18 protein-coding genes are annotated in these 20,836 nt (G+C 64.7%); 5 read left to right on the plus strand and 13 right to left on the minus strand.

Annotated features, from left to right (window positions below):
* Nucleotides 1–663: 663 nt before the first annotated feature.
* The 3 genes from BRADO_RS32765 to BRADO_RS32775 are packed head-to-tail and all read left to right on the plus strand — an operon-like array spanning nucleotide 664 to nucleotide 3,276.
* Nucleotides 664–1,914 carry a hypothetical protein gene (locus tag BRADO_RS32765; RefSeq protein WP_157872655.1) on the plus strand — a complete coding sequence of 417 codons (1,251 nt, stop codon included), beginning with the start codon at nucleotides 664–666 and terminating at the stop codon, nucleotides 1,912–1,914.
* Between the two features lie 4 nt (nucleotides 1,915–1,918).
* Nucleotides 1,919–2,665 carry a metallophosphoesterase family protein gene (locus BRADO_RS32770; protein WP_012030507.1) on the plus strand — a complete coding sequence of 249 codons (747 nt, stop codon included), beginning with the start codon at nucleotides 1,919–1,921 and terminating at the stop codon, nucleotides 2,663–2,665.
* Nucleotides 2,662–3,276 (plus strand): hypothetical protein, encoded by a 615-nt coding sequence (locus BRADO_RS32775; RefSeq protein ID WP_012030508.1) that lies wholly within the window; start codon nucleotides 2,662–2,664, stop codon nucleotides 3,274–3,276. The genes BRADO_RS32770 and BRADO_RS32775 overlap by 4 nt, the downstream gene beginning before the upstream one ends.
* Here BRADO_RS32775 and BRADO_RS32780 read toward each other — a convergent pair.
* Together BRADO_RS32780 and BRADO_RS32785 are read right to left on the minus strand one after the other, a co-directional pair.
* On the minus strand, nucleotides 3,273–4,721 hold the full coding sequence (locus tag BRADO_RS32780; RefSeq protein ID WP_012030509.1) for an undecaprenyl-phosphate glucose phosphotransferase: 1,449 nt from the start codon (nucleotides 4,719–4,721) through the stop codon (nucleotides 3,273–3,275). The two genes, BRADO_RS32775 and BRADO_RS32780, sit on opposite strands and share 4 nt — an antisense overlap.
* A gap of 292 nt (nucleotides 4,722–5,013) precedes the next feature.
* Complete coding sequence (locus BRADO_RS32785; RefSeq protein WP_012030510.1) at nucleotides 5,014–5,373, minus strand: helix-turn-helix domain-containing protein; 360 nt, start codon at nucleotides 5,371–5,373, stop codon at nucleotides 5,014–5,016.
* Between the two features lie 475 nt (nucleotides 5,374–5,848).
* On the opposite strand from BRADO_RS32785, the gene BRADO_RS35275 reads away from it, so the two are divergent.
* On the plus strand, nucleotides 5,849–6,043 hold the full coding sequence (locus BRADO_RS35275) for a hypothetical protein (RefSeq protein WP_012030511.1): 195 nt from the start codon (nucleotides 5,849–5,851) through the stop codon (nucleotides 6,041–6,043).
* Between the two features lie 227 nt (nucleotides 6,044–6,270).
* On the opposite strand, the gene BRADO_RS32795 is transcribed toward BRADO_RS35275, so the two are convergent.
* The 4 genes from BRADO_RS32795 to BRADO_RS32810 all read right to left on the minus strand — a co-directional run bounded on the left by BRADO_RS32795 (nucleotide 6,271) and on the right by BRADO_RS32810 (nucleotide 9,588).
* The gene (locus BRADO_RS32795; RefSeq protein WP_041757241.1) at nucleotides 6,271–6,480 is read right to left on the minus strand and encodes a hypothetical protein; all 210 of its coding nucleotides are present in this window, start codon (nucleotides 6,478–6,480) and stop codon (nucleotides 6,271–6,273) included.
* Nucleotides 6,481–6,773: 293 nt separating this feature from the next.
* Nucleotides 6,774–7,220 (minus strand): hypothetical protein, encoded by a 447-nt coding sequence (locus BRADO_RS32800; protein WP_012030513.1) that lies wholly within the window; start codon nucleotides 7,218–7,220, stop codon nucleotides 6,774–6,776.
* Nucleotides 7,221–7,245: 25 nt separating this feature from the next.
* Nucleotides 7,246–8,160, minus strand: a complete 915-nt coding sequence (locus BRADO_RS32805) for a hypothetical protein (protein WP_012030514.1) — start codon at nucleotides 8,158–8,160, stop codon at nucleotides 7,246–7,248.
* Nucleotides 8,161–8,340: 180 nt separating this feature from the next.
* Complete coding sequence (locus BRADO_RS32810) at nucleotides 8,341–9,588, minus strand: hypothetical protein (protein WP_012030515.1); 1,248 nt, start codon at nucleotides 9,586–9,588, stop codon at nucleotides 8,341–8,343.
* Between the two features lie 105 nt (nucleotides 9,589–9,693).
* Here BRADO_RS32810 and BRADO_RS32815 point away from each other — a divergent pair, with 105 nt between their 5' ends.
* Nucleotides 9,694–10,878: a glycosyltransferase family 4 protein gene (locus BRADO_RS32815; RefSeq protein ID WP_012030516.1), complete on the plus strand. Its 1,185-nt coding sequence runs from the start codon at nucleotides 9,694–9,696 to the stop codon at nucleotides 10,876–10,878.
* Between the two features lie 97 nt (nucleotides 10,879–10,975).
* On the opposite strand, the gene BRADO_RS32820 is transcribed toward BRADO_RS32815, so the two are convergent.
* Genes BRADO_RS32820 through BRADO_RS32850 form a run of 7 tightly spaced genes read right to left on the minus strand, consistent with a single transcriptional unit; the run spans nucleotide 10,976 to nucleotide 20,659 of the window.
* The gene (locus BRADO_RS32820) at nucleotides 10,976–12,154 is read right to left on the minus strand and encodes a glycosyltransferase family 4 protein (protein WP_012030517.1); all 1,179 of its coding nucleotides are present in this window, start codon (nucleotides 12,152–12,154) and stop codon (nucleotides 10,976–10,978) included.
* Nucleotides 12,147–13,169 carry a polysaccharide deacetylase family protein gene (locus BRADO_RS32825; RefSeq protein WP_012030518.1) on the minus strand — a complete coding sequence of 341 codons (1,023 nt, stop codon included), beginning with the start codon at nucleotides 13,167–13,169 and terminating at the stop codon, nucleotides 12,147–12,149. Before BRADO_RS32825 ends, BRADO_RS32820 begins: the two co-directional genes overlap by 8 nt.
* Nucleotides 13,166–14,686: a lipid II flippase MurJ gene (locus BRADO_RS32830; protein ID WP_012030519.1), complete on the minus strand. Its 1,521-nt coding sequence runs from the start codon at nucleotides 14,684–14,686 to the stop codon at nucleotides 13,166–13,168. Before BRADO_RS32830 ends, BRADO_RS32825 begins: the two co-directional genes overlap by 4 nt.
* Entirely contained in the window at nucleotides 14,683–16,062 is a 1,380-nt protein-coding gene (locus BRADO_RS32835) for an O-antigen ligase family protein (protein ID WP_012030520.1), read from the minus strand. The genes BRADO_RS32830 and BRADO_RS32835 overlap by 4 nt, the downstream gene beginning before the upstream one ends.
* Nucleotides 16,059–17,216: a glycosyltransferase family 4 protein gene (locus BRADO_RS32840; RefSeq protein WP_012030521.1), complete on the minus strand. Its 1,158-nt coding sequence runs from the start codon at nucleotides 17,214–17,216 to the stop codon at nucleotides 16,059–16,061. Before BRADO_RS32840 ends, BRADO_RS32835 begins: the two co-directional genes overlap by 4 nt.
* Nucleotides 17,213–19,477: an exopolysaccharide transport family protein gene (locus BRADO_RS32845; RefSeq protein ID WP_173363521.1), complete on the minus strand. Its 2,265-nt coding sequence runs from the start codon at nucleotides 19,475–19,477 to the stop codon at nucleotides 17,213–17,215. Before BRADO_RS32845 ends, BRADO_RS32840 begins: the two co-directional genes overlap by 4 nt.
* Nucleotides 19,478–19,504: 27 nt before the next feature.
* Nucleotides 19,505–20,659, minus strand: coding sequence for a glycosyltransferase (locus BRADO_RS32850; protein ID WP_012030523.1), 1,155 nt, complete (start codon nucleotides 20,657–20,659; stop codon nucleotides 19,505–19,507).
* Nucleotides 20,660–20,836: the final 177 nt, after the last annotated feature.

The following is a 20,836-nucleotide window of genomic DNA, read 5'->3' on the forward strand; positions in this document are numbered from 1 at the left end:
CGTCGCGCTCCCGCAGGGGTCGTCGGCGGCCGACCTGCCTGCCTATCCGGTCACAGCCCCACTAACAAAGACGGTCGAACCGCTTGGCCCGCATTGCCGGCGCGTCTGGCGCTGCCAGGGGGAAGTCTGCCAATGGAGAACGACCTGTGGGGGCAGCTGCCCGGACCGATTCTCCTGCTATCCGCTCTATGGCGCCTACGGTCCGTATGGCGGGCAGGGGTATTGGAGCGCCTACAGCTACACGCCGCTGAGCTACCGCTGAACCAAACCATCCGATCGGTCGCGACTCCGTCGACCTCTGTCGGGCTGCGCCGACGCTGAAGTTGGGTGGACGTTAACACTTGCCGCGGAGAGTCGGCGCCGGCAGAGACGAACGGACGCGCACTCCGCTCGTCCTCCCGGATCGCCCCCAAGACTCAGCCGACGTGCAGCCGACCGAACGGTTTTGGTCGTGACGCTTTCGGCCGAAGCGCGCAATTTCCGGACGCTCTCTTGAGGCCATGGAGGGCACTTTCCGGCGAGGCCGGAAGCCGATCGCGACGCCGATCGACCGTCATTGCCGCACGGGTCGAATGATCGCCCGGCAGGTCGTGGGGCGACGCAGGTGGGATGCAACAGGAAAGCCGGTCCGCTTGGGCCTTGGATGAGGTTCCGAGACATATCGTGTGGAAAGCGACCTTCTTCTTCTGCGGCCTGATCTGCGTCTCTCCCGGCCTCGGCCTTGTTTCCGAAGCGTTGGCCGTCGGAATATCCGCTGTAACGAGCGCAGCAGCGCTGATTTGGATTGCGCTTGCGATCCGGCCGCGTGAACTCGCCTTCGTGTCTCAGATCGGAATGGCGTTCCTGGCCGCCGCGAGCCTGCTGCCGATCTGGATGGCGTTTCAGACCCTTCCCCTTGGAGTCCTGGCACACCCTGTCTGGCTTCAGGCGGCGGATGCCTTGCAGCACCCGCTGAACGGTTCGGTGACGATCGACGCCGGCTTGACAGTCAGAACGATCCTGATCTGCTTGGCCGGCCTGTGCGTCGCCATCGTTGCGGCAGCGATCGCAGTCGATTCACGACGCGCCTCCTGGCTTGCCGGCGCGACGTTGGCGTCGGGGATCGCCCATGGCGTGACCACGAGCTTGGAGATTGCTTTGGCGAGGGCTGGGAACGAGCCAGCGATGAGCCCGCTGGTGCCACTTCTGATCATTCAGGTCGGGGTTGCGGATGCACTCGAGGTGCTCGGCACCCGCAAATCGACCATAAGAGCGCTGGCATTGCCTGCAGCGGCGGTCGCCAGCAGCCTGCTCCTTCTCGGATTCATTGCGCGAGACCGTGCCCTTGTGGCGGCCCTGGCCGGACTCTTCATTGTCTCTCTCGTATGGGCCTTCAAACGCTTCAGAGCTCCGGCGTTTGCTGCGGCAGCGACGGCGGCCAGCCTGATCGGCCTGGCCGCCTTCACAATGGTCGCGCTGCGACCGAACCCGGAGTTGCCTTTGGTCATCGGTTTTGCCGACCAGCAGGACGGCAACCTGCAGAGGTCCCTGGCCGTGCTCGCGGATGCTCCCGCCCTGGGAACTGGTGCCGGCACGCTTGCGGCACTGCTGCCGACCTATTCAGAATCCTCGACGGAATCCAGAGTTGCGCTCAGCACAGCCGCCGCGGGCTTCGTCGTTGAATTTGGCAAGTTCGCGGCACTGGTCTTCGCAGCGGGACTCATGGTGCTCGTCGGCATCTTCTTTTTGGGAGCGCTCGATCGCGGCAGGGATTGGTTCTATTGCGCGGCGGCGGGCGGCGGCCTTGTCGCGCTCATGGTCGGATCGTTTCGAATGCCGACTATGTTTTCGACATCCGATGTATTCGTGTTGGGAACGGTGCTCGGCTGCGCGATCTCGCAGCGAGTGAGCCGCACGAGATCGCAGGACTTCTAAGATCATGTGGAAGACTCTCAGGTCATTGATGCGCAGGCCGGAGACTGAACAATCCGACGACAACATCGTGTGCATCTATGCAGTAGGCGATGTGCACGGGCGTCTCGATCTTCTCTCAGAGACGTTGTCTAAGATCGATGCCGACGTAGAAATCACGCATCCTCGGAGGTGGGTCGAGGTTTTTGTGGGCGACTATGTCGATCGCGGGGCCGATTCGTTCGGCGTCATCGACGCATTAGCCGAAAGAGCGCGGGCTCCGCATGTCGTCTGTCTGCGCGGCAACCATGAACAGATCTTGCTGAACTTCTTCGCGGACCCGAGTCTGCTCAAGTCATGGCGCCAATTCGGTGCGCTGCAGACACTGCAGTCATACGGCCTCAAACCGTCCGCCAATCCTGATCTCGACGAAAGCTTCCAGCTTGCGGATCAATTACTCCGCGCGATGCCGTCGTCGCATCTCCAGTTTCTGCAGACGCTTCCGACCTCGTTCTCATTCGGTAATTATTTCTTTGCGCATGCCGGTATAAGGCCGGGAGTTCCGCTCGCGCAGCAGCAGGATCAAGACCTCCTGTGGATTCGTGAGGAATTCCTGCTCTGCGACGATGATTTCGGCCAGGTGATCGTGCATGGGCACACGCCGGCTCGGGCCCCTGAGGTGCTCCACAATCGTATCAACCTCGACACGGGTGCCTATGCCACTGGCCGGCTGACCTGCGCGCGGCTTCAGGGACGGCAAATCCGGTTCCTATGAGCGAAACGATTCCAGTTTCCGTCGCACCGACGGACTCGCCCCGAAGCCGACGCGGCATCCCTCTCGCCATCGGTGGGCTGACGCTTCTGCTGTCACTCTGGTGGAGTTGCGCCGATGCGCTGAGCGGCCGTCCGCGGCTCGCCGCGGAGATCGGCGCGGTGCGCACGAACCTTTGGAAGCTCGCCGGCGCCTCCGCCCTCTCGCCCGGAAACACCGCTACGGACGACGCCGCCCCGCTTTACGAACGGGCTGTCGAAACATCACCGATGGACTCGGAGGCATGGCTCGGCCTCGCGACAGCGACTGAACGATTTTCCTGGATCAATCAGAGGTCGTCCCGAGCGCTCAAAATGTCCTATTACACCGGCGCGCACCTCAGGAGCTTGATGGCAGATCGGCTCCTCCTGATGGCCCGGATCGACTCGACGAACGATCCGGAACTTCGCGACATGCTCGCCAGCCAGACCGCGCTGATCCTGTCGCGACTGCCGGACCTCAGGCCGGCGATTGGTCGCGCATATCTCGCGGCAGGGGAGGCCAATCGCCGGATCATTGCCCAGACGACAAAGGCAGCCGGAACCGACATTCAGACTCTGATACGCGGCAACTAATCAGCATTGCTCAGAAAGAAAACGCGGACCGTCCGCAGCAGGATGTGTAGATCGAGCGTGAAGCTCCAGCTCGAAATGTAGGCCAGATCGTGCTCGACCCTTTTCTGCATGTCCTCTACGGCCGGAGTGGGCCCCCGCAGACCGCGAACCTGCGCCAAACCGGTGATGCCCGGTTTGACATGTTGCCGGTAGGCGTAGCTCGCAATGAGCTTCGAAAACTCGCTATCATGAGCAATGGCATGCGGCCTTGGCCCGACAAGCGACATCTCGCCGCGGAGAACGTTGAGCAGCTGCGGCAATTCGTCGATGCTTCGCCGCCGCAGGATGCGCCCAACCCGTGTGACACGCGGGTCATTCGGCTGCGCCTGCTCGACCTTCGGCCCATCCTCCTGGACGAGCATCGTACGGAATTTGAAGATCCGGAATGTTCTTCCGTCGAACCCGTTTCTCCGCTGCCGAAAAATGATCGGTCCGGCCGAGTCGAGCTTGACCGACAACGCGGCCGCCACCATCACCGGGAAGAAGACAATCAACAGAGCCGATGCGGCCAGGATGTCGAATGCTCGCTTGCAGGTCCGTTCAAGTCTGGATAACGGCGCACGCTGCATTTCGACCGTTGGAAGCGGTCCCGTCGCCAGGATCGGCAGCGACAGGAACTGCTCTGCGGTCTGATCCGGAAGGAGATGAATCGGCAGCGGAGAGGCGCGGAACAGTTCGCAAATCCGATAGATGCGCGCCTCATCACTCCATCGCAGCGCAAGCACGATTTCGTCGACCCTCAGTTCCCGAGCCCTCTGAATGACGGCCTGAGATACGGCACCGTCTTCACTTGCAGCGTCGCTGTCAGGCTTCGCCGACAAGAAGATTCGATGAACCTCCGAGAGGCCATAGTTCTTCAACAGATCCACCGGGCGCAGACGAGACAGTTCGTCCGGCGATCCGACAACGATCGCCCTTCGGGTCGCGAGCACACCGCGATCAATCGCCTTGCGGAGAGGTCGCTCGAAAACGGCTCGTCCCACCACCAAGGCGGTGCAGCCGACGAAACCGAACACGATCATCGAGCCGCGCGACACCTCCGCGCCGGCCTTCAGCAGAAACAGGATGAGCGTCAGGAACAGGACGACCAGAAGCCAGCCGCAGATCAGCCGGCTCCAACGCCGGTCCAGGCCCGCCAACACCGGCGCATCATACAATCCCTGGGATTTAGCAATGAACATGTGAAGAACGGCCGCGAAGATGCCGATCCCCACGAAGCTCTCGAGCTTCTGGAATACGCCGTAATAGGTAATATGATAGGCATAGCCGGCGATCAGGCTTGCGCCGAACACCACCAGCATTTCGTAAACGATTGCAAGGAGCTCGAGCAGCCCTACGTTTGCCGACGCTGCGCCGAAATATATCGCTGTTCGCCGCTCCGCCCTTGATTCCGATAGCTCGGTCACGGAGAGTTAACACCTATTAACGTTTCAGCGGATGGTTATCAGTCCGTTAGCGACGAGGCAAGCTGCTCCGAGCGGCGCCAATGGGTCAAACTCGACCTGCACACACCGCGTTTGACGATCAGTCGGCGTCATATGGCACCACTTCGCGGTCGGATGAGGTCGCTAACGGGGGTCCCGCAGCGCTCAATAGCTGACAAATCTCGACCGAACATCGTCCAGAAGGCTGCTGCCATCTGGACCCGACCGATGGCCGCTGACGAGGGAACCAAGCGACTGACGGGCTTGCCCAGGCTCAACCCCGGCCGACAGTCTTGTCCCGACCGCTCAAGCCAAGCCGCTCCTCGATTTTCATCTTCTCGAGGAGCAGATCGGTCACGATGCGTCTCAAGCGCTCGTTCTCGACCAGCAACTCGTCGATTCGCTTTTCATCAGCGTCCGCCTTCTGTTCGAAGACCCCGCGGATGGCTGGTTCATCAGATCCCCGAAGAAGCCCAGTCCCGATGACGGAAGATTGCGATTTGCGCCACCGATGATAGGTCATCACGCTGACCCCGAGCGCCTTGCAGGCTTTTGCCTGCGATTGACCGCTCGCGATCAGGTCTCCCGCCTGGCGCAGCTTAGCTGCGATTTCTTCTGCCGAATGCCGCTTCATCTGGGTTCGTTCAGTCCAAGGCTTCGAAACTTCCACCCAGCGACGCCGGGACCGGAATTCGGCAGGGAGGACATCTGGTAACATTATATATTATCAAAACCCCCTCCGTTAAGAGACGTTTCCATTCCCCACCATAATTATCGCACCCTTTTTGCCCCTATTGGGGCCGAACGCGGGCTGTTGAGGGGGGAAAGGAGGGCGGAAACGGCTCCGAACGACGGTATGGAAGCCTTGTTTCCGCCCTGGACTCGCCGAGTCTGCGGCGATCGAGACGATCAAGAGAGACGCGCAATTGTGAACTGGTTCACAATTTTCCCCAGCTCCGTGTAGTAGCGTGACCGGGCATGCAAGCTCGGTTGAGCAACGCGCCAGAATATGTGCTAAGTTGCAAATCATATAGGCACGGACTACCAAAGGTACCGATCTACACTCCATAGGTTTTGATATTTCGGGGTCTAGCTCAACGAGCTCAATAATGGCAAAACAATCCAAGGCGTTAAAACAGGCGATCCCGACAGGCGTACCGAGCGAGAAGCTCAAAAGGCTTGTTCTCGAAAATCTGGAACTGAGGCAGACCGTCGCCGACTTGGCACTGGAAACTGCAATCCTGAAGGAAGCCCTGACCCACGACGCAACGCACAAATCGCTGCGAAGAGAAGATCTTCATTAGTGGTGGCAGACAGGGGTCCGGCTGCGCCGCGCCAGATGCGGCGTCGCGCTCAAGAGACTGATTACGATCGAAACGGCGCTTGAACCGATCCATCGCGAACTGCGATGACATCGGGTCGGTTCACTGATTAATAGCCCTGTCACCGCCATCGAGAATTCTGAGAATTTGGCAGCCTCCAATGGCTCCCACTGGTGGCTCCCACTGGTGGCTCCCACTGATGGCTCCCCTTAATGGCTCCGCCGCCAGCGCCGACCTCGGCAAGTGTGGTAATTCTCGGCGCTCGGATCGAGATCATCCGCCTGCTCTCGCAGCACCTCGATCTCCACAAGGAGCGAAACCACCTTCTCGCGCAGCAGTCGGTTCGCGTCGGACAACTCGTTGATCCGCCGGACCGAGCGCAACAGCGGAATTAGGCGCGGCTTGTTCGAGTTCACCATCGGGGAAATGTTTCCATTTCTTTATCGTATGGTATGCGCACCCCGGCGCGTAGTTCAACGAAACTTCTGTCTTAAGGTTAGAATCGCTCGACAGAGACTGACGAACGTCGCCGCGGCCAACTCATAAATCCCCGCACTCGTTCCCCGCCCGTGGACGCAACTCGGCCACGTCCGGAGCCAGTGACAATATCCAAACCTTATAACAGGATCGCGAAACTGGCCTGCCCGGTTGCGGCGACCGGCGCCGCGCGCTTCACCCGCCAACGAGACTTCCATCATTGCGCCCCGTTTCGCTACCGCGGCGACGGCAGCGCCTCCAAGATCAACTGTCCGGCCGCCTCGCGTCCGCGGAGCACAAAAGCTCCCTTGTTGGTGACGATCACATCGCCAACTTGAAGTGTCTCGTCGCGCAGGATGCGTTCCGTCGCAAGATCGTCGGGAGATGGCGCTGGCAGATCTGTCTCACGCGGCCGCGCTGCAGCGTCGCGCCGGGCGCGCTCGGCGCGCTGACGCGCCTGTCGTATTCTTTCCTTCCAGGCCTCACGGGAGATTGCGCTGTCGAGCGGAACCGTCTCCGCAGCTTCGGTCTGATCGGGAGTCTCCGCGTACGCAGCCGGCATGAGCGCCGGAAGCGCAAGTCCGATCAGGATCAGCAAACATGATCGAATGACGTCAATCGACTGCGCGACGCGGTCCCGCGCCATCTGGGCCGCCGACATTCCCGTGACGATCGCTGTCACCGCGTCGAGATGACGATGCGTTCCTTTACCCGTCGAACAGTGCGGCCTCGCTGAAGGCGAGGTCGCCGAGGCGTGGTGCATGGGGACCTTTTGCATATTTGCGTCCGCGTCTTTCCGAGTACCAGCCAGTGATTATCTTCATCGGCCCATTGGCGTCGAGCCGGACCAGCGCGCCACCCTTTCGCGCCAGGAAACGTCCGAGATTCCCAGCATTGAGCTCGATATCGGCTAGATCGCGACAGTAGAGCAACCGATGGACTGGCAGAATATTCTTCACGTGGTGCTTTTGGAACACGAACGGATGCGCCCGGTCGGCATCACGCGCTACCAGACTGAGACAGCCCCAGCCAGCATGTGCCCGTAGGAGATCGGACTCGTAGGGCGACAGGCCGACACGCTCACGCTCCGAAAAAGCCTCGACGGTCACGCCGGCGCGCGGCTTCGCCAGTGCGAGCGCCGCGTAGATCTGGCCCTTGCAATAGACCGAGAAGCCCTGTGCCTCGACCTGCGGCCAGGTGTGCGGCGCGGGGGTGATGTTGAAATAAGTGACGGTCTTGTCGCGCGTCGCGGCGCGCACCAGCATCGAGCCGAAGGCGCGGAACGGCGGCTCGACATACCAGCTCGAGACATTGGCCCTGACGATGGATACGCCGTCATCGGCCTGGACGTTCGAGAACAGCAGCAGGACGACGCCGACCGGCATGCCCTGATGATCGAGGCAATAGCCGTAAGCCGGGTAGCCTGCCGGCCTCGGCCGCGCGGCGTGACGCTCCAGCCCGCGCAGCCAATACGCTTCGCTGCGGAAGGCAAAGCCGCGCGTCAGCAGCGCCGCGACCGCCGGCAGGTCCGCCGTCTTGATCTCGCGAACGCGCACGCCCGCAGCGGGCTGCGTCGCTGCCCTATCGTCGTCTCCACTCTCAGCCTTCCTGATCGGCTGCATTCCAGCCTCAACCCCAGCGACGTCCCGCGCGCCTTGCGCGGGATGGACCCGTCATGGCTGCAATTAGCGTAAAAAGATCGAGTAGCAGTGAACCGCGTCGTGTGGACCTTTCCACTCAGTTAATGGAATTGCTGAAAGGCCGTCGCCGTCGGCCTTCGGCGTCGGCTTCGTGACGGCAGATCACGGTCTGGGTAAGCGAAACATGTAAGTCTCGTTGCCGCTGAGCCCGTCGACGAAGAGACGTCCCGGCGCGGCGTCGATGCGACGCTGCAGACCGTTCCAGCCCCACACCTCGACGCTGCGCGCCCAGGCCGGCAGCTCGATCTCGACGGCACGGCCCGGGCGGTCGGTCCAGCCGGCAATGTTCTGCCAGACGATCAGATCGGCATCCGCGCCGCTCAGCGTATACAGTGCCAGCCGCCGATCGATCGACACGATCTTCATGTGGCCGGCGAGTTGCAGCACGGTCTTCAGAACCGCGCTGCGCGCCTCCGGCACCCATGGATCCTTGCCGCTGGCCATCGCATAAGCGAGCCCGTCGACATCGGGCGTGTCGCCGAGGTTCCAGGGAAACGCGATGACGGACACTGGCGTCCGGCCATCCGTCCCGACGACGGCGAGCTGATCCCAGATCGCGCTCAGAAACAATTTGGCGGTGGTCTCCTCGCTCTCCCAAGCGCCGGCCCGCGCGACGTTGAACTCGGTGCTGTAGAACTTCACCTCACGGGTGAGACCCATCGCCTGCTTGATGCGATCGAAGCACGTCTGCACCGAAAACGCGCGCCCCCTGGACATCGGATACCAGCGATCGTTGTAGTAGGTGTGCAGGTCGATGCCGTCGAGCCGGCCGTCCGCGAGCAGATCGGCAATCGCGGGGCCGTAACCGCGCAGCGTGGCGTCACCATGCGAGTTGCAGGTTGCGAAGCCGCCGGGAACCACGCGCAGCTCGGAATCCACGCTGTGGACGCCGTCGGCCAGTCCCGCCAAGGCGTCGTGATAGTCCCGGTGCGGGATCGTCGCCTGCACGTCGGGCTCGTTGATCGCGGTGAAGATCGTTGCGCCCCAGTCTGGAATGCCGTTCTCCTGGCCCCAATCGCCGCCGGGCCGAAAACGCTGCGCCATCGCCTTCCCGGCTGCGAACCAGTCCTGATAGGAGCCGATCGGCTGCGGCGGATCGAGCGTCTGATAGCTGCCCTCATATTCGAGCAGAATCACCGGCGTGATACCGTTCTGGTGCGCCTCGAGCATGGCGGCATCGAAGTCGTGCGGCGTCGGCACCCGCGCGAGCGTACGCCAGCCGTAGGAATCCATCCGGCCCATCCCGGCCCCGACGCCGTGCAGCGCCTGATAGAGCTGCGCGCTCCTGCCGGCGAGATGCGTCACGAGATTACCGCCGCCGATGCGATCGCGGATCGCGGGACCGATCATATCATCGGCGAGCCCCGGCCGTGCCAAGCCAAACGTTAAGAACGCGATGCTAATGAACAGCAGGTTGGAACGAAGTCGCAAGATCTGATCCCGTAGATTTCCGTAATGGCTTTTGAGATCGTCCAGGTCGTTCAGGAGATAAGCAACGCCGGCGGCGTGGAAACCGTCGCCATCGAGCTGGCGCGCGTTTTCGGCCGGAATGGTTTATCGAACGTCGTGCTGGCGAGCGCGGTCGCCGAGAATCTCGACCAGTCCATCAAGGTCGAGCGCGTTGCGCCATGGCTGGCGCGGATTCCGACCCGCGGACTGTTCCGTCACATCGGCCGCGCCATCGTGGTGCCGCTGTTCACCCTGGCGGCGACGCGGGCGTTGGCGCGCCATCCCGACGCCGTCGTCATCAGCCATGGTGACAGCCTCAAGGGTGACGTGCTGATCGTGCATGCGGTCAACGCGCAGAGCCTGGCCGAGAAGCGCGCGGCCGGCAGCTGGCGCTGGCTGCTCAATCCGATGCATCTCTGGGTCGCCTTGCGAGACCGGGTCATGATCGGCGGCCTACGCTATCGCGCCTTCGTCGCCGTCTCCGAGCGCGTGACGGCGGAGCTGCAGCGCTTCTACCACGTGCCGCCCGCGCGCATCCACGTCATCTCCAACGGCATCGATCTCAACCGGTTCAAGCGCGACGAACGGGCCGGCCAAGCCATCCGAAGCGAACTCGGCATTCCGGCGGAGGCACGCGTGCTGCTGTTCGCCGGCCACGAATTCAGCCGCAAGGGATTGGCGCACGCGGTCGGCGCGTTGGAAAAGCTCGGCGACGATGTCTGGCTGCTGGTGGCAGGCTCGGACAATCCGGCCCCCTACCGGAAGCTTGCCCAAAGGTCGCGCGGCCGGCTGGTTTTCGCAGGTGCCCGCTCCGACATGCCGGCGCTCTATTCTGCCGCCGACGCCTTCGTGCTGCCGACGAGCTACGAAACATTCTCGCTGGTCTGCATGGAAGCGATGGCCTGCGCGCTGCCGGTGTTCGCAACGCCGGTCGGGGGCATCGAGGATTATCTCTACGACGGCATCAACGGCTTCCGTATCGCGATGGACGCCGACGACATCGCGACGAAGGTCGGCGCCGCCTTTGCCGATCCCGCGCTGATGCAGCGGCTTAGCGAGGGCGCGCGGGCAACCGCTGAGGCCTATGGCTGGGACCAGGTCGGGCTGAAATACATCGAGCTGCTGCGACGGATCGATGCGGCCAAGCGCGCGCCGAGCCGGTCCGCCATGGCGCTGTCAGCGAAAGCATAGTATACAGCGGCCAAACTGCAGCCCGGATGAGCGCACGGACTTCCGGCTTCAAATGCACGAGTCCCCGGATATCGCTGCGCTCATCCAGGCTCCGATGTCACTGAAGCGCTTTGACCGGCCGTGACACGAAGGATCCATAGGCCGAGCGCGCCGTGTCGGCCGCCCGGCAGGCGTCTTCGATCGCGATTGCCACCGCATCGTAGGTGAAGCGCTCGATGACATTCGTCCGCGCGGCCTGCGATCGCGCCGCCAGCTGAGCGCGATCTGCGGCGAGTTCATCGATGATCCGGCACAGGCGTCCCGGATCCTGCTCCGGCACCACCCAGCCGCCGTCGCCGATCACGCTGGGAATGGCGCCGCAAGTCGACCCGATCACCGGGATGCCACAGGCCTGGGCTTCGATGATGACGCGGCCGAATTGCTCCCGCACCGCGCCGGTCGTGCGCGTCAGCAGCAGCAACGCATCGAGGCCGCGCAGGAAGGACGCCACTGCGGCAGGCGCAGCCCAGCCCTGGAACTCGACGCGACCGCGCAGGCCGAGGTCGTCGACGCGCTGGCGCAGATGCGCCTCATGCGGTCCCTCGCCCATGATGCTCAGCGTCGCCGCCGAATGGCTGCGCGCGAGCGCCTCCAGCGCATCGTCGAGCCCCTTCTCGACCACCAGACGTCCGACATAGCCGAGCCGCAACGGAACATCGGCCCGCTGCAGCGACGGCGCGTCCGCCGGCCTGAAGGTGGCGAGATCGACGCCGTAGCCGATCGGCGTCACTGGTCCGGTGTAGCCGCTTGCCCTGACGACGTCGGTCGCATCGGGGCTGCGCGACAGGATGTGATCCGTGCGGCCGAGGACATATTTACGGATCGCCTCGAACGGCGGCGGAAGCCGCTTCAGAATGTTCTGATCAACCTCCAGAACCAGCGCCGCGCGGCCGCGCAACAGCTGCGCCTGCAGCGCCACGATGCTCCATGGCTCCTCCCAGAGATGGATCACGTCGGGATCGAGCTCGCGCAGCAGCCGGCGGAGCGCCGGATAGAAATGCAGATACCACTTCATCGGCCCGGCCTCGGGCAGCCTGATCGGCAGCCGATGCACCGGAAACCCCTCGTCGAGCTGTGGCGCCGTGATCGTGCGGCCGAACTCCTTCCAGACCTCGGGCATGACCAGATGCAGATCGATGTCGGGACGAGATGCGAGATGGCGGTAGCGCAGCCGGCCAGCCTCGCTGCTGGTGGCGGGATGCGCGATCGAGACGATTCTCAGGCGCCGGCTACACACGGCCCATCACCCGCGCTGCCGTGCCGCTGAGGCCGGTGAGGTGCAGCTCCATCGCGCCGAGGCTGCGATGCGCGCCGTTCATGGTGTTGCGCGGAATCGAGAACGCATCCTGACCGGCGTGCACCAGGCCCTTGCGGGTCGTCGCAGCGCTGGAAAATCCTGCCTCGCGCGCCAGCGCGAAATCGCGCGGTCCGCAATCCGCGGCGCGGCCATAAGGAAAAGCGAAATGCTTGACGTCGATGCCGAGCCGCGCGTTCAGGCGCAGCCGCGCATCGGCCAGTTCCTTCAGCGCGTCCTCGGGCGAGAGCGCGGAGATCCGGGCATGCGACACCGTGTGCGCACCGATCTCCACCAGCGGATCCGGCACGAGCGTCTCGAGCATCTCCCAGGAGATCGCGTGCTTCCAATGCATGGCGTCGATGTCGATCGCATTGGCCGCGCAGAAGGCGGCGTAGCAGCCCGCGGCCTGCGGTCCGTCCCAGCACGCCGCGATGTCGGCGAAGACGGCGCGGCGCTGCTCGTCGCTCGAGAGCATGATGCGCTCACCGTCGATCCAGAGACTGTCCTTGTTCGCCAGCGCATCTTCAAGGCCGGCGGCCCAGAGCGGCAAGGTGCCGTCGGGAATGCCCGTGGTCACGAACAGCGTCACCGGCACGTTGTGCCGGCGGAACACCGGCACCAGCAGCTCGAACGTGTCGCGATAGCAATCGTCGATCGAGAAATTCACATAGCGGCCCGCCGGCTCCTCGGCCGCGGAACGGCGCAACGCATCCTCCATCGTGACGACATCCCAGCCCTGCTGCACGACGTAGCCGAGGAATCGATCAAGAAAATCCGCATCGACATAGAAGTCGCGATTGGGCAGACGCTCCCACTGCGCGGACGGCGCCGTGCGATGAAAGGTCAGGCAGCAGCCGCGCGGACCGAGCACACGATCGACGGCCTTAGCAAGCGGCAGGACGAAAGAGCTGGAGGCCATCATGGCCTTGGCTGCGGCGAGGGCCAGAATGGTCAACTCAGCTCTCCCTTCATCTTGAACGTGCGACGTACATGCCGGAACGCCGCGCCCACCGCGTTCGGCAGCAGAATGCCGATCGCGAAGGCGAGGCAGACAAGATAGGCGATGCCGCCGGCGAACAGGCGCGGCAGCAGGCCCGGCACGGCGTTCTGGATCATCAGGCCGAGCACCGCCATCAACGCGGTCGGCAGCAGCGCCAGACCGATCACCAGCAGCAGCCTGCGCGCGTCGCCGAGCACGAACACCACGCCGAGCAGCAGCACCAGGCTTCGGATCGCCTCGCCGATGCCGAGCAGCTGCATGCCCGCAGCAGGCGAAGGCTCGAACAGCGGGATGAGCAGATTGAAGCTCATATTGGCGAGATAGGCCGCGACGATGATCAGGGCGGCGACACCATTCCGGCCCGCGCCGTTGAGCAGACGGATCAGGATCCAGCCGAGCGTCGCGGCCCAGATGCCGCAGGCGATGCCTTTTAGCGCATGCGACGTCAGCAGCAACGCCTCGTCGCCGAACGCACCTCGGAAATAGATCAGGCGCACGATGTCGGTCGAGAACACCAGCAGGAACGCCGACGCGGGCAAGGTCAGCGCCAGCAATGGCCGCAGCAGCGCCTCGGTCTGGGCGCGCGGATCGCGCGGCGCGTGCTGCGACAGCACGGCCATGCCGAGCGGCTGACTGATCAGGAGCAGCGCGCTTTCCGTCAATGAGCGGGCGTAGTCCAGCGAAGCGACGGCACCGGTGGTCAGCCGCGATGCGGTCAGGCGTTCGATCCAGACATTGCCCTGCTCCGCGAGCGGCAGGGCGAGCAACACGCGCAGCCGGCGGAAGAACTCGATGCCCTTGTCGACGATGATGCTGGTGGTCAGGCCGGAGAAGCTCAGCTCGCCCTCGCGCCACAGTGAGATCAGCCCCCATGCCGCCAAGCCGTTGAAGGCCACCGTGAACGCGCAGGCGAGCATGTAGGGGTCGCCGCTGAGCACGAGCAGGCCGATGCCGGCGATGACGGCCACGTTCAGCAGGCTGGCGCGAATATTCGTCAACCGCGTGCGGCCGAGCGCGATCTCGCCCGCTGCAAGCACGTTCAGCACAGCCGACGCCGGCATGGCGAGCGACATCATGCGAACGAAGTGCAAGGTCAGCTCGCGGCCTTCGTCCGAAAAGCCGCCGACCACCGCGTTCACCCAGAGTTCGCCGAGCAGCAGGATCACCGCCATCACAAGCGTCGAGACCGCGCCGATCACAATCGCAAGCGCACCCAGGCTGCGCGCGGCATCGGGCCGCTGCAGCGCCTCGCGATGCATCGGGATCATGATCGCAGGCACGCTCTCGTTCTGCAGAAAGGCGAGCGGAATCAGCACGGCCGCCATGGCGGCGCGAAAGCCGTCGGCGATCAGCGAGGCACCGAGCACATGGGCCATCAGCACCTCCCGGCCGAAGCCGAGCAGCTTGCTGGCGAGCGCACCGCTGATCAGGAGCGCGCTGAAGCGCCGAAGCGAAGGGCCGGAGGCGTTCACGCCGGATCCTCCATGACACCGGGCGGCACGAGCAGCACCGCGAACGTCCAGAACAGGAAGCCGTTCTCGCCGGACGTGATGTTGGCGAGCGGCAACTGGATCAGCGCCCCGAGCGCAAGCGCGCCGACGATGACGGCGTCCGGGGACCGGTCGGACCAGGCGGAGGCGAGCGCGTTGCCGATGGCCCAGAGCAGCGCCGTCAGGCAGAAGCCGCCGACGACGATGCCCATCGTCAGCCAGCAGGCGATGATCATGCCGTCGATCGGCATGGCGCCGGCAGCGCCGACGTCGGTGATGGTAAAGCCGGTGCCGAACAGCGAGCTGTCCGGAAGATTCCACAACGTCACGAATTCCTGCAGCCGTTCCTGCGCGCTGCCATCCTGTGTGCCCTCGCCGAGCGAGGACAGCCGATCCGCAACGACATCGCCGAAGGGCGTGAGCGTCGCCGCCAAGACGACGGCCGCGGCGATGCTGACGAGGATCAGGCCGGCGCGGCGGCGCGTCTTTGCGAACAACAGACAGAACAACAGGCCTACCGCGAGCGAGATCCAGGCGGTACGATACATCGAGAGCAGGAAGCCGAGCCCGGCGGGCAGCACCAGCAGCAACGCCGGCTTGGCCCGTCGGCCGAAGGCGATGAGCAGCAGGCCTGCCGCGGTGAAGGTCGCGTAGGCCGCGGGTGCATTCATCGTGCTGAAGGAGCGCACACCGTAGGGCACGGGCTGGCCGATCGAGATGATCGGCGCGAACTCCATCCAGTAGCGATCCCAATCCGGCGGATCGATATATTGATAGAGCGCGTAGAGGCCGGTGATCGGAAGGATGATCACAAAGGCCGACGTGGCCGCATCGATCAGCTCGCGCCGGTCGGCGCTCAGCATCAGCACCGCGGCATATAGCAGCGGCGCCAGCCATTTCAGCGGACCGGAGGCCGCATTGTTCCAGTCCGCCTGTGCCAGTGAGAGCAGACCTGCATAGACGACGCAGACCGCAACGATGCCGAGCGGCCAGACCCAGCGCGCCGGCACCTCTCGCTCTACCAGCAGCCGCGGCAGCGACAGCACCGGCGCGAGGATCGCGAACAGCGGACCGATCAGCATCAGGCCGAGCTGATCATAGCCGGCCGAGAGGTCGACGATGCGCCGCACGAAGGGCGCGAAGCTGAACAGGATGAGCGCAGCCTGCAGATGCACGGCAGGTCCCTGCCGCCACGCGTACCAGCCAGCACCGCCGCAGCCGAACACGAACAGCGCCCGCGATGCGCCGCCGAGGACGCCGGCCGCGAGCGCCGTGGCCATGAGGACGGCGATCGCCGCAGCCCAGCCGGGAACGCGCCAGTCGCGCGCGGCCGGCGCGGATGTGAGGATCGTGCTCACACCGCCGCTCCCGCACGAACATTGCGGATCAACAATCCGATCGAATCGAGCATGCGCGACAGGCTGTAATGTGTCCGCGCGCGGCGCGATGCGTAGACGAGCTGCGGCTCGAGGATCGCCGGCTCCGACAGCACCGCGTCCAAGGCTTCCGCCAGCGCCCGCGCATCGCCCGGAGGCACGAGCAGTCCGGCCCGTCCATGTTCCAGAATGTCCGGCGCAGCTCCCGCATCGGTGGCGATGACCGGCACACCCGCCAGCATCGCCTCGACCAGCGTGCGGCCGAACGGCTCCGGATCGATCGATGGATGGACCATCACGTCGACAGCCTGCATCAGCAGCGGCACGTCGCGGCGGTGACCAAGGAAATGAATGCGGTCGGCGAGACCGAGCTCGGCGACCTGCCGCTTCAGCTGCGCCGCATAGTCCTGTTCGCCGAACAGCGCATCGCCGACGATGACGCCATGCACGCCTGGCAGTTGGGCCAGCGCTTCGACCAGGACATGCTGGCCCTTCCATTGGGCGAGCCGGCTGAACACGCCGACCAACGGTCCCGACGGCAGGCCGAGCCGCTGCCTCAGTTCCTGCCGCGACACCGGCACGGGTTCGACGGACAGACCGTTGGGCACGATCTCCACGAGCGCGCGCCGTCCACCCGCCGCGATGAACGCGGCAGCTGCCGCTTCCGACGGGACAATGACCTTCGCGGCGACGCGATTGGCCAGGAACACCTGCGTCCGGCGCTGCATCGCGCCGAAATGCACCGGGCTGATGATGTCATGCAGATGCCAGATCAGCGGCTTGCGCGCGACGACATTGGCGATCGCAGACAGCACGAAGGCCTTCTGCGAATTGGCATAGACGACGTCATGGCCGCGCGCGACGCGCGCCAGTTCGGCGGTGATCGCGGCCAAGCCGCCGGCCAGCGGCAAGGCCTTCATCCACGAGCTGTCGCGCCGGAACGTCGACAGGCCGAGACCCCAGCGCGACGTGATCACGGACAGGCCGCGCTCGGCGAGCGCCTGGGCAAGCGGTCCGCGCTCGAACAGGAACGCCGAAGACTCGTTGCGCCCCTGCACGACGTCGAGCAGGATCAGCTCGGCGCCGCCGATCTGTCCGGTGTGATCGACAAACAGGACGCGTTCGCGCGACATCATCCGGCCTCGGCATAGGCTGCAGCCGCGACCGGGTGGGACGCCACGCGCTTCTCGGACTCGGTCATCGTGACGACGATGCCGACATCGCCGGCGCCCAGCGCCCTGCTCCGGTTCACCGTGGTCACGGCGGGCTCGATCAGCGACCGGTCGCTGCGCACGCAGACGATCGCCCAGTCGATGCCCGCCAGGAAATCGGCGCGGGCCGGCAGCGGGGTGTCGATCAGGATGACGTCGTAGCCCTCGACTCCGGATAGCAGCGTCTCAAGCGTGATGGCTTCGAGAATATCCCCGACGGCTCCGGATGCGGCGCCGAGCGGCAGCACATCCAGATGCGGATGCTCAGTCGTCAGGACTTCCGCACGTAGCGGCCTGCCCAGCTCCAGCGCGCGCAGCCAGCCACGCCCCGGCGGCAGCATCATCACTGGCGCGAAAGCGGGATTGGCGAGATCGCACTCCACCAGCAGCACGCGAGATCCCGCGGCGGCAAGATGCTCGGCAAGCGCGCAGACCGTCACCGTCTTGCCATCGCCGGCTTCCGGCGAGGTAACCGCGATGCGCTGCGGCGCTGTGGCCTGATCAAGGCCGAGTTCGTGGACGAGGTCGTGCAGCGTCTGCTGGAATTCGCCATCCTCCGAAGCAAGGCGCAGGACCTGCGGAACCGCGAGCGGCTGATAGCCCTGCAGGATCGCTCCGAGCGCGGACATCTGCCGCAGCGTCTTCAGCCGCGGCAGGCAGGTGAGGATTGAGACATCGGCCACGCTGGGAAGATGCGACCTCCGCTCGGGAGACGATGATGGCGCGCTCGATACCGTCGGCGCGACCACCGGCTCCGCAAGATCAGGGACGCTCGCCGGCGCATCGGCCACCGGGGCGAGCACGACGTCGTTGACCGGCTCCGCAGCAGCCGGCGCGCGCTTGAGCTTCGGACCCAGGCGCGCGAGCTGATCGGCGAGCAGCGCAGCCGCGACACCGAAGATGATCGCAAGCGTCAGGCCGGCCGCGAGGAACGGTGCCTTCTTCGGGAAGAACGGCTTGCTCGGCAATTCGGCCAGACTGACGAGCCGCGTGCTGCCGCGCAGGACGCGTCGCTCTGTCTCGAGCTCGCTCGCCTTCTTGTAGAGCTCGGCATATTGCTGGCGCTTGATCTCGGTGTCGCGCACCATGCTCTCGATGGACGCTTCGTCCAGAGTGGCCGAGCCGGCCTCGGCCTTCGCCGTGTCCATCTGCTTCTTGAGCGAGTTCACCAGCGCGTTGTTGGCGTCGAAGGTCTTCTGCGCGCTCGCCGCGATGGTCTGCATCTCCTCTACGAGGCGCTGCTGGATCGTTGCCTGCTCGCGCGTCAGCGCCAGGATCGAGGGATGCTTGGGCCCGAGAACGCCTGCAGCGCTGGCCAGTTGCGCGCTGACGGTGGTCAGCTGCTGCTTGAGGTCGGCGATGGTCCGGCTTTGCAGCACGGAGGGCGCATCAGTCGGCCCGCGCTGCTGCTCCGACTTGATCTCCTGGAGGCGCGCCGCGGCGTCCGCACGCGCCGCCTCCGCCTGCGACAGCTGCTGCCCGATGCTGGTCAGCCGCTCCGAGGAGATCGGCGCGTTGGCGCCGCGCATCAGGCCCTTGGTGCGGCGAAATTTCTGGATCTTGTCGTCGGCCTCGCGCAGCTGCTGATCGAGCTGCTTGAGCTCCTGCCACAGCCAGGAACTCGCCACCTCCCGGCTGTTGGCGCCCTCGGTGCGCTGATCCTCGAGGAAAGTCTGCGTCAGCGCATTGGCGAGCAATTTCGCCGCCTCGGGGCTGCCCGACTGATAGGAGATGTTGATCACCCGCGACCGGCCGGCAGAGGCAACGCTGAAGCGGCTGTCGACGTGATCGATGAACGCGCTCGGATCGGTGCTGAGGCGCTGGCAGGCATCCGCCGAGCCCCACATGCGGCCACGCTCGCATTCGCCGACGACGGCGTCGACGACGCCGGGGGTCGACATGATCTGCCGCAGCAGGCGCGGCGAACGGATCACCAGCAGCTGGCTTTCCATGTCGGCGGGATCGCCGATCTTCTGCGCCCACGCCGCCGACGTATTGGCACCCGGCTCCTGCTCGGCGATGATCACGGAGGCCGTCGCGAGATAACGCACCGGCAGCACGACGAGCGCGACCGCGGCGAGCGCAAGCACGGCACCGGCGACGAGCGCGAACACGCCGCGACGACGCCAGATCCGTGCAACGGCATCAAAGCCGGAGAGGGCCTCGTTGAGCGCCGCCTGCCTCATGATCTGCACTCGCACCCCATCGCAACACTACGCAATCAGCCGCGTCGCGCGGCCGTGATGGCCATCGCGGAAATTGTCGAGCTCTTCGTTGACCGCCGCGACGAACTGGCTGCGGAAACGCTCCGCCGAGAAGAAGCCGGCGCGCTGGCGGCAATCGAGACGCGAGAACGCCTTCTCCCTGGCCACGAAGGCGCGCACGCAGCCGGCGATCGCGTCGGGCTCGGCGGACTCGAAGAACATGCCTGTGGGCCGCGGCCCCGTCGTGAGGATCGACTCCCGCACGCCGCCGCGACCAAGCGCCAGCACCGGCGCGCCCTCGGACTGCGCCTCGACCGGGATGATGCCGAAATCCTCCTCCGCCGCGAACACGAATGCGCGCGCCGTGGTCATGAGATCGCGCAACTGTCTGTCCGGCACGAAGCCCGCGAACGTCACGTTCGGTCCCGCAATCGACTTCAGGCGCGCGGCTTCCGGGCCGTCGCCGGCCACGACCAGCTCGAGGTCCGGCATCGCATTGAAGGCCCGCACGATCGGCTCGATGCGCTTGTAGGGAACCAGCCGGCTCGCGGCGAGGAAGTGACTGCCCACGGGGAGGATCGCGTCGCGCTGCGCAATGGTCACCGGCGGATAGATCACCTTGGCGTCGCGGCCATAGATCTTCTTGATGCGGCGGGCGACGAATTGCGAGTTGGTGAAGATGGCATCGGGGCCATGCGCGGTGCGCGCGTCCCAGATCCGCATCTTATGCAGCAGCGCGCGGGCGATCAGGCCCTTGACGCCGGTGGCGTAGCCGCTCTCCTGCAGATATTGGTGCTGCAAATCCCAGGCATAGCGCATCGGCGAATGCACATAGGCGATGTGCAGCTGCTCCGGTCCCGTCAACACACCCTTGGCCACCGCGCAGCTCGAGGAGATCACGAGGTCGTAGCGCGACAGGTCGAGCTGCTCGATCGCGAGCGGCATCAGCGGCAGATAGGAGCGGTGATACTTCCCCAAGCCCGGCATCTTCTGCAGGAAGCTGGTGTGCGATGTCTCGAACCCGAGCCTGGCGCGGTCCTCGGGACGCAGCAGGTCGAACAGCGTGAAGACATCGGCGCCGGGATAGCAGCGCAAGATCTCCTGCAGGACCTTCTCGGCGCCGCCAATAACGTAGAGCCAATCGTGGACGATCGCGACGCGCATCGCACTCTCCCAAATCCCGGGGTATTTGAACAAACCCTTAAGGGAGGCGTTCATGCGCACAAAACCAATCCTAAACTTCTAGTTAATCGCCCTTCTCCTCCGACCTGTCGAATCCGCTGCTATCAGGTAAGGATCAGTTAAGGATCGATAAGCCGCATCACGTCTCAAGTCGTGACA

It is taken from the genome of Bradyrhizobium sp. ORS 278 (assembly GCF_000026145.1).
Lineage (GTDB): Bacteria > Pseudomonadota > Alphaproteobacteria > Rhizobiales > Xanthobacteraceae > Bradyrhizobium.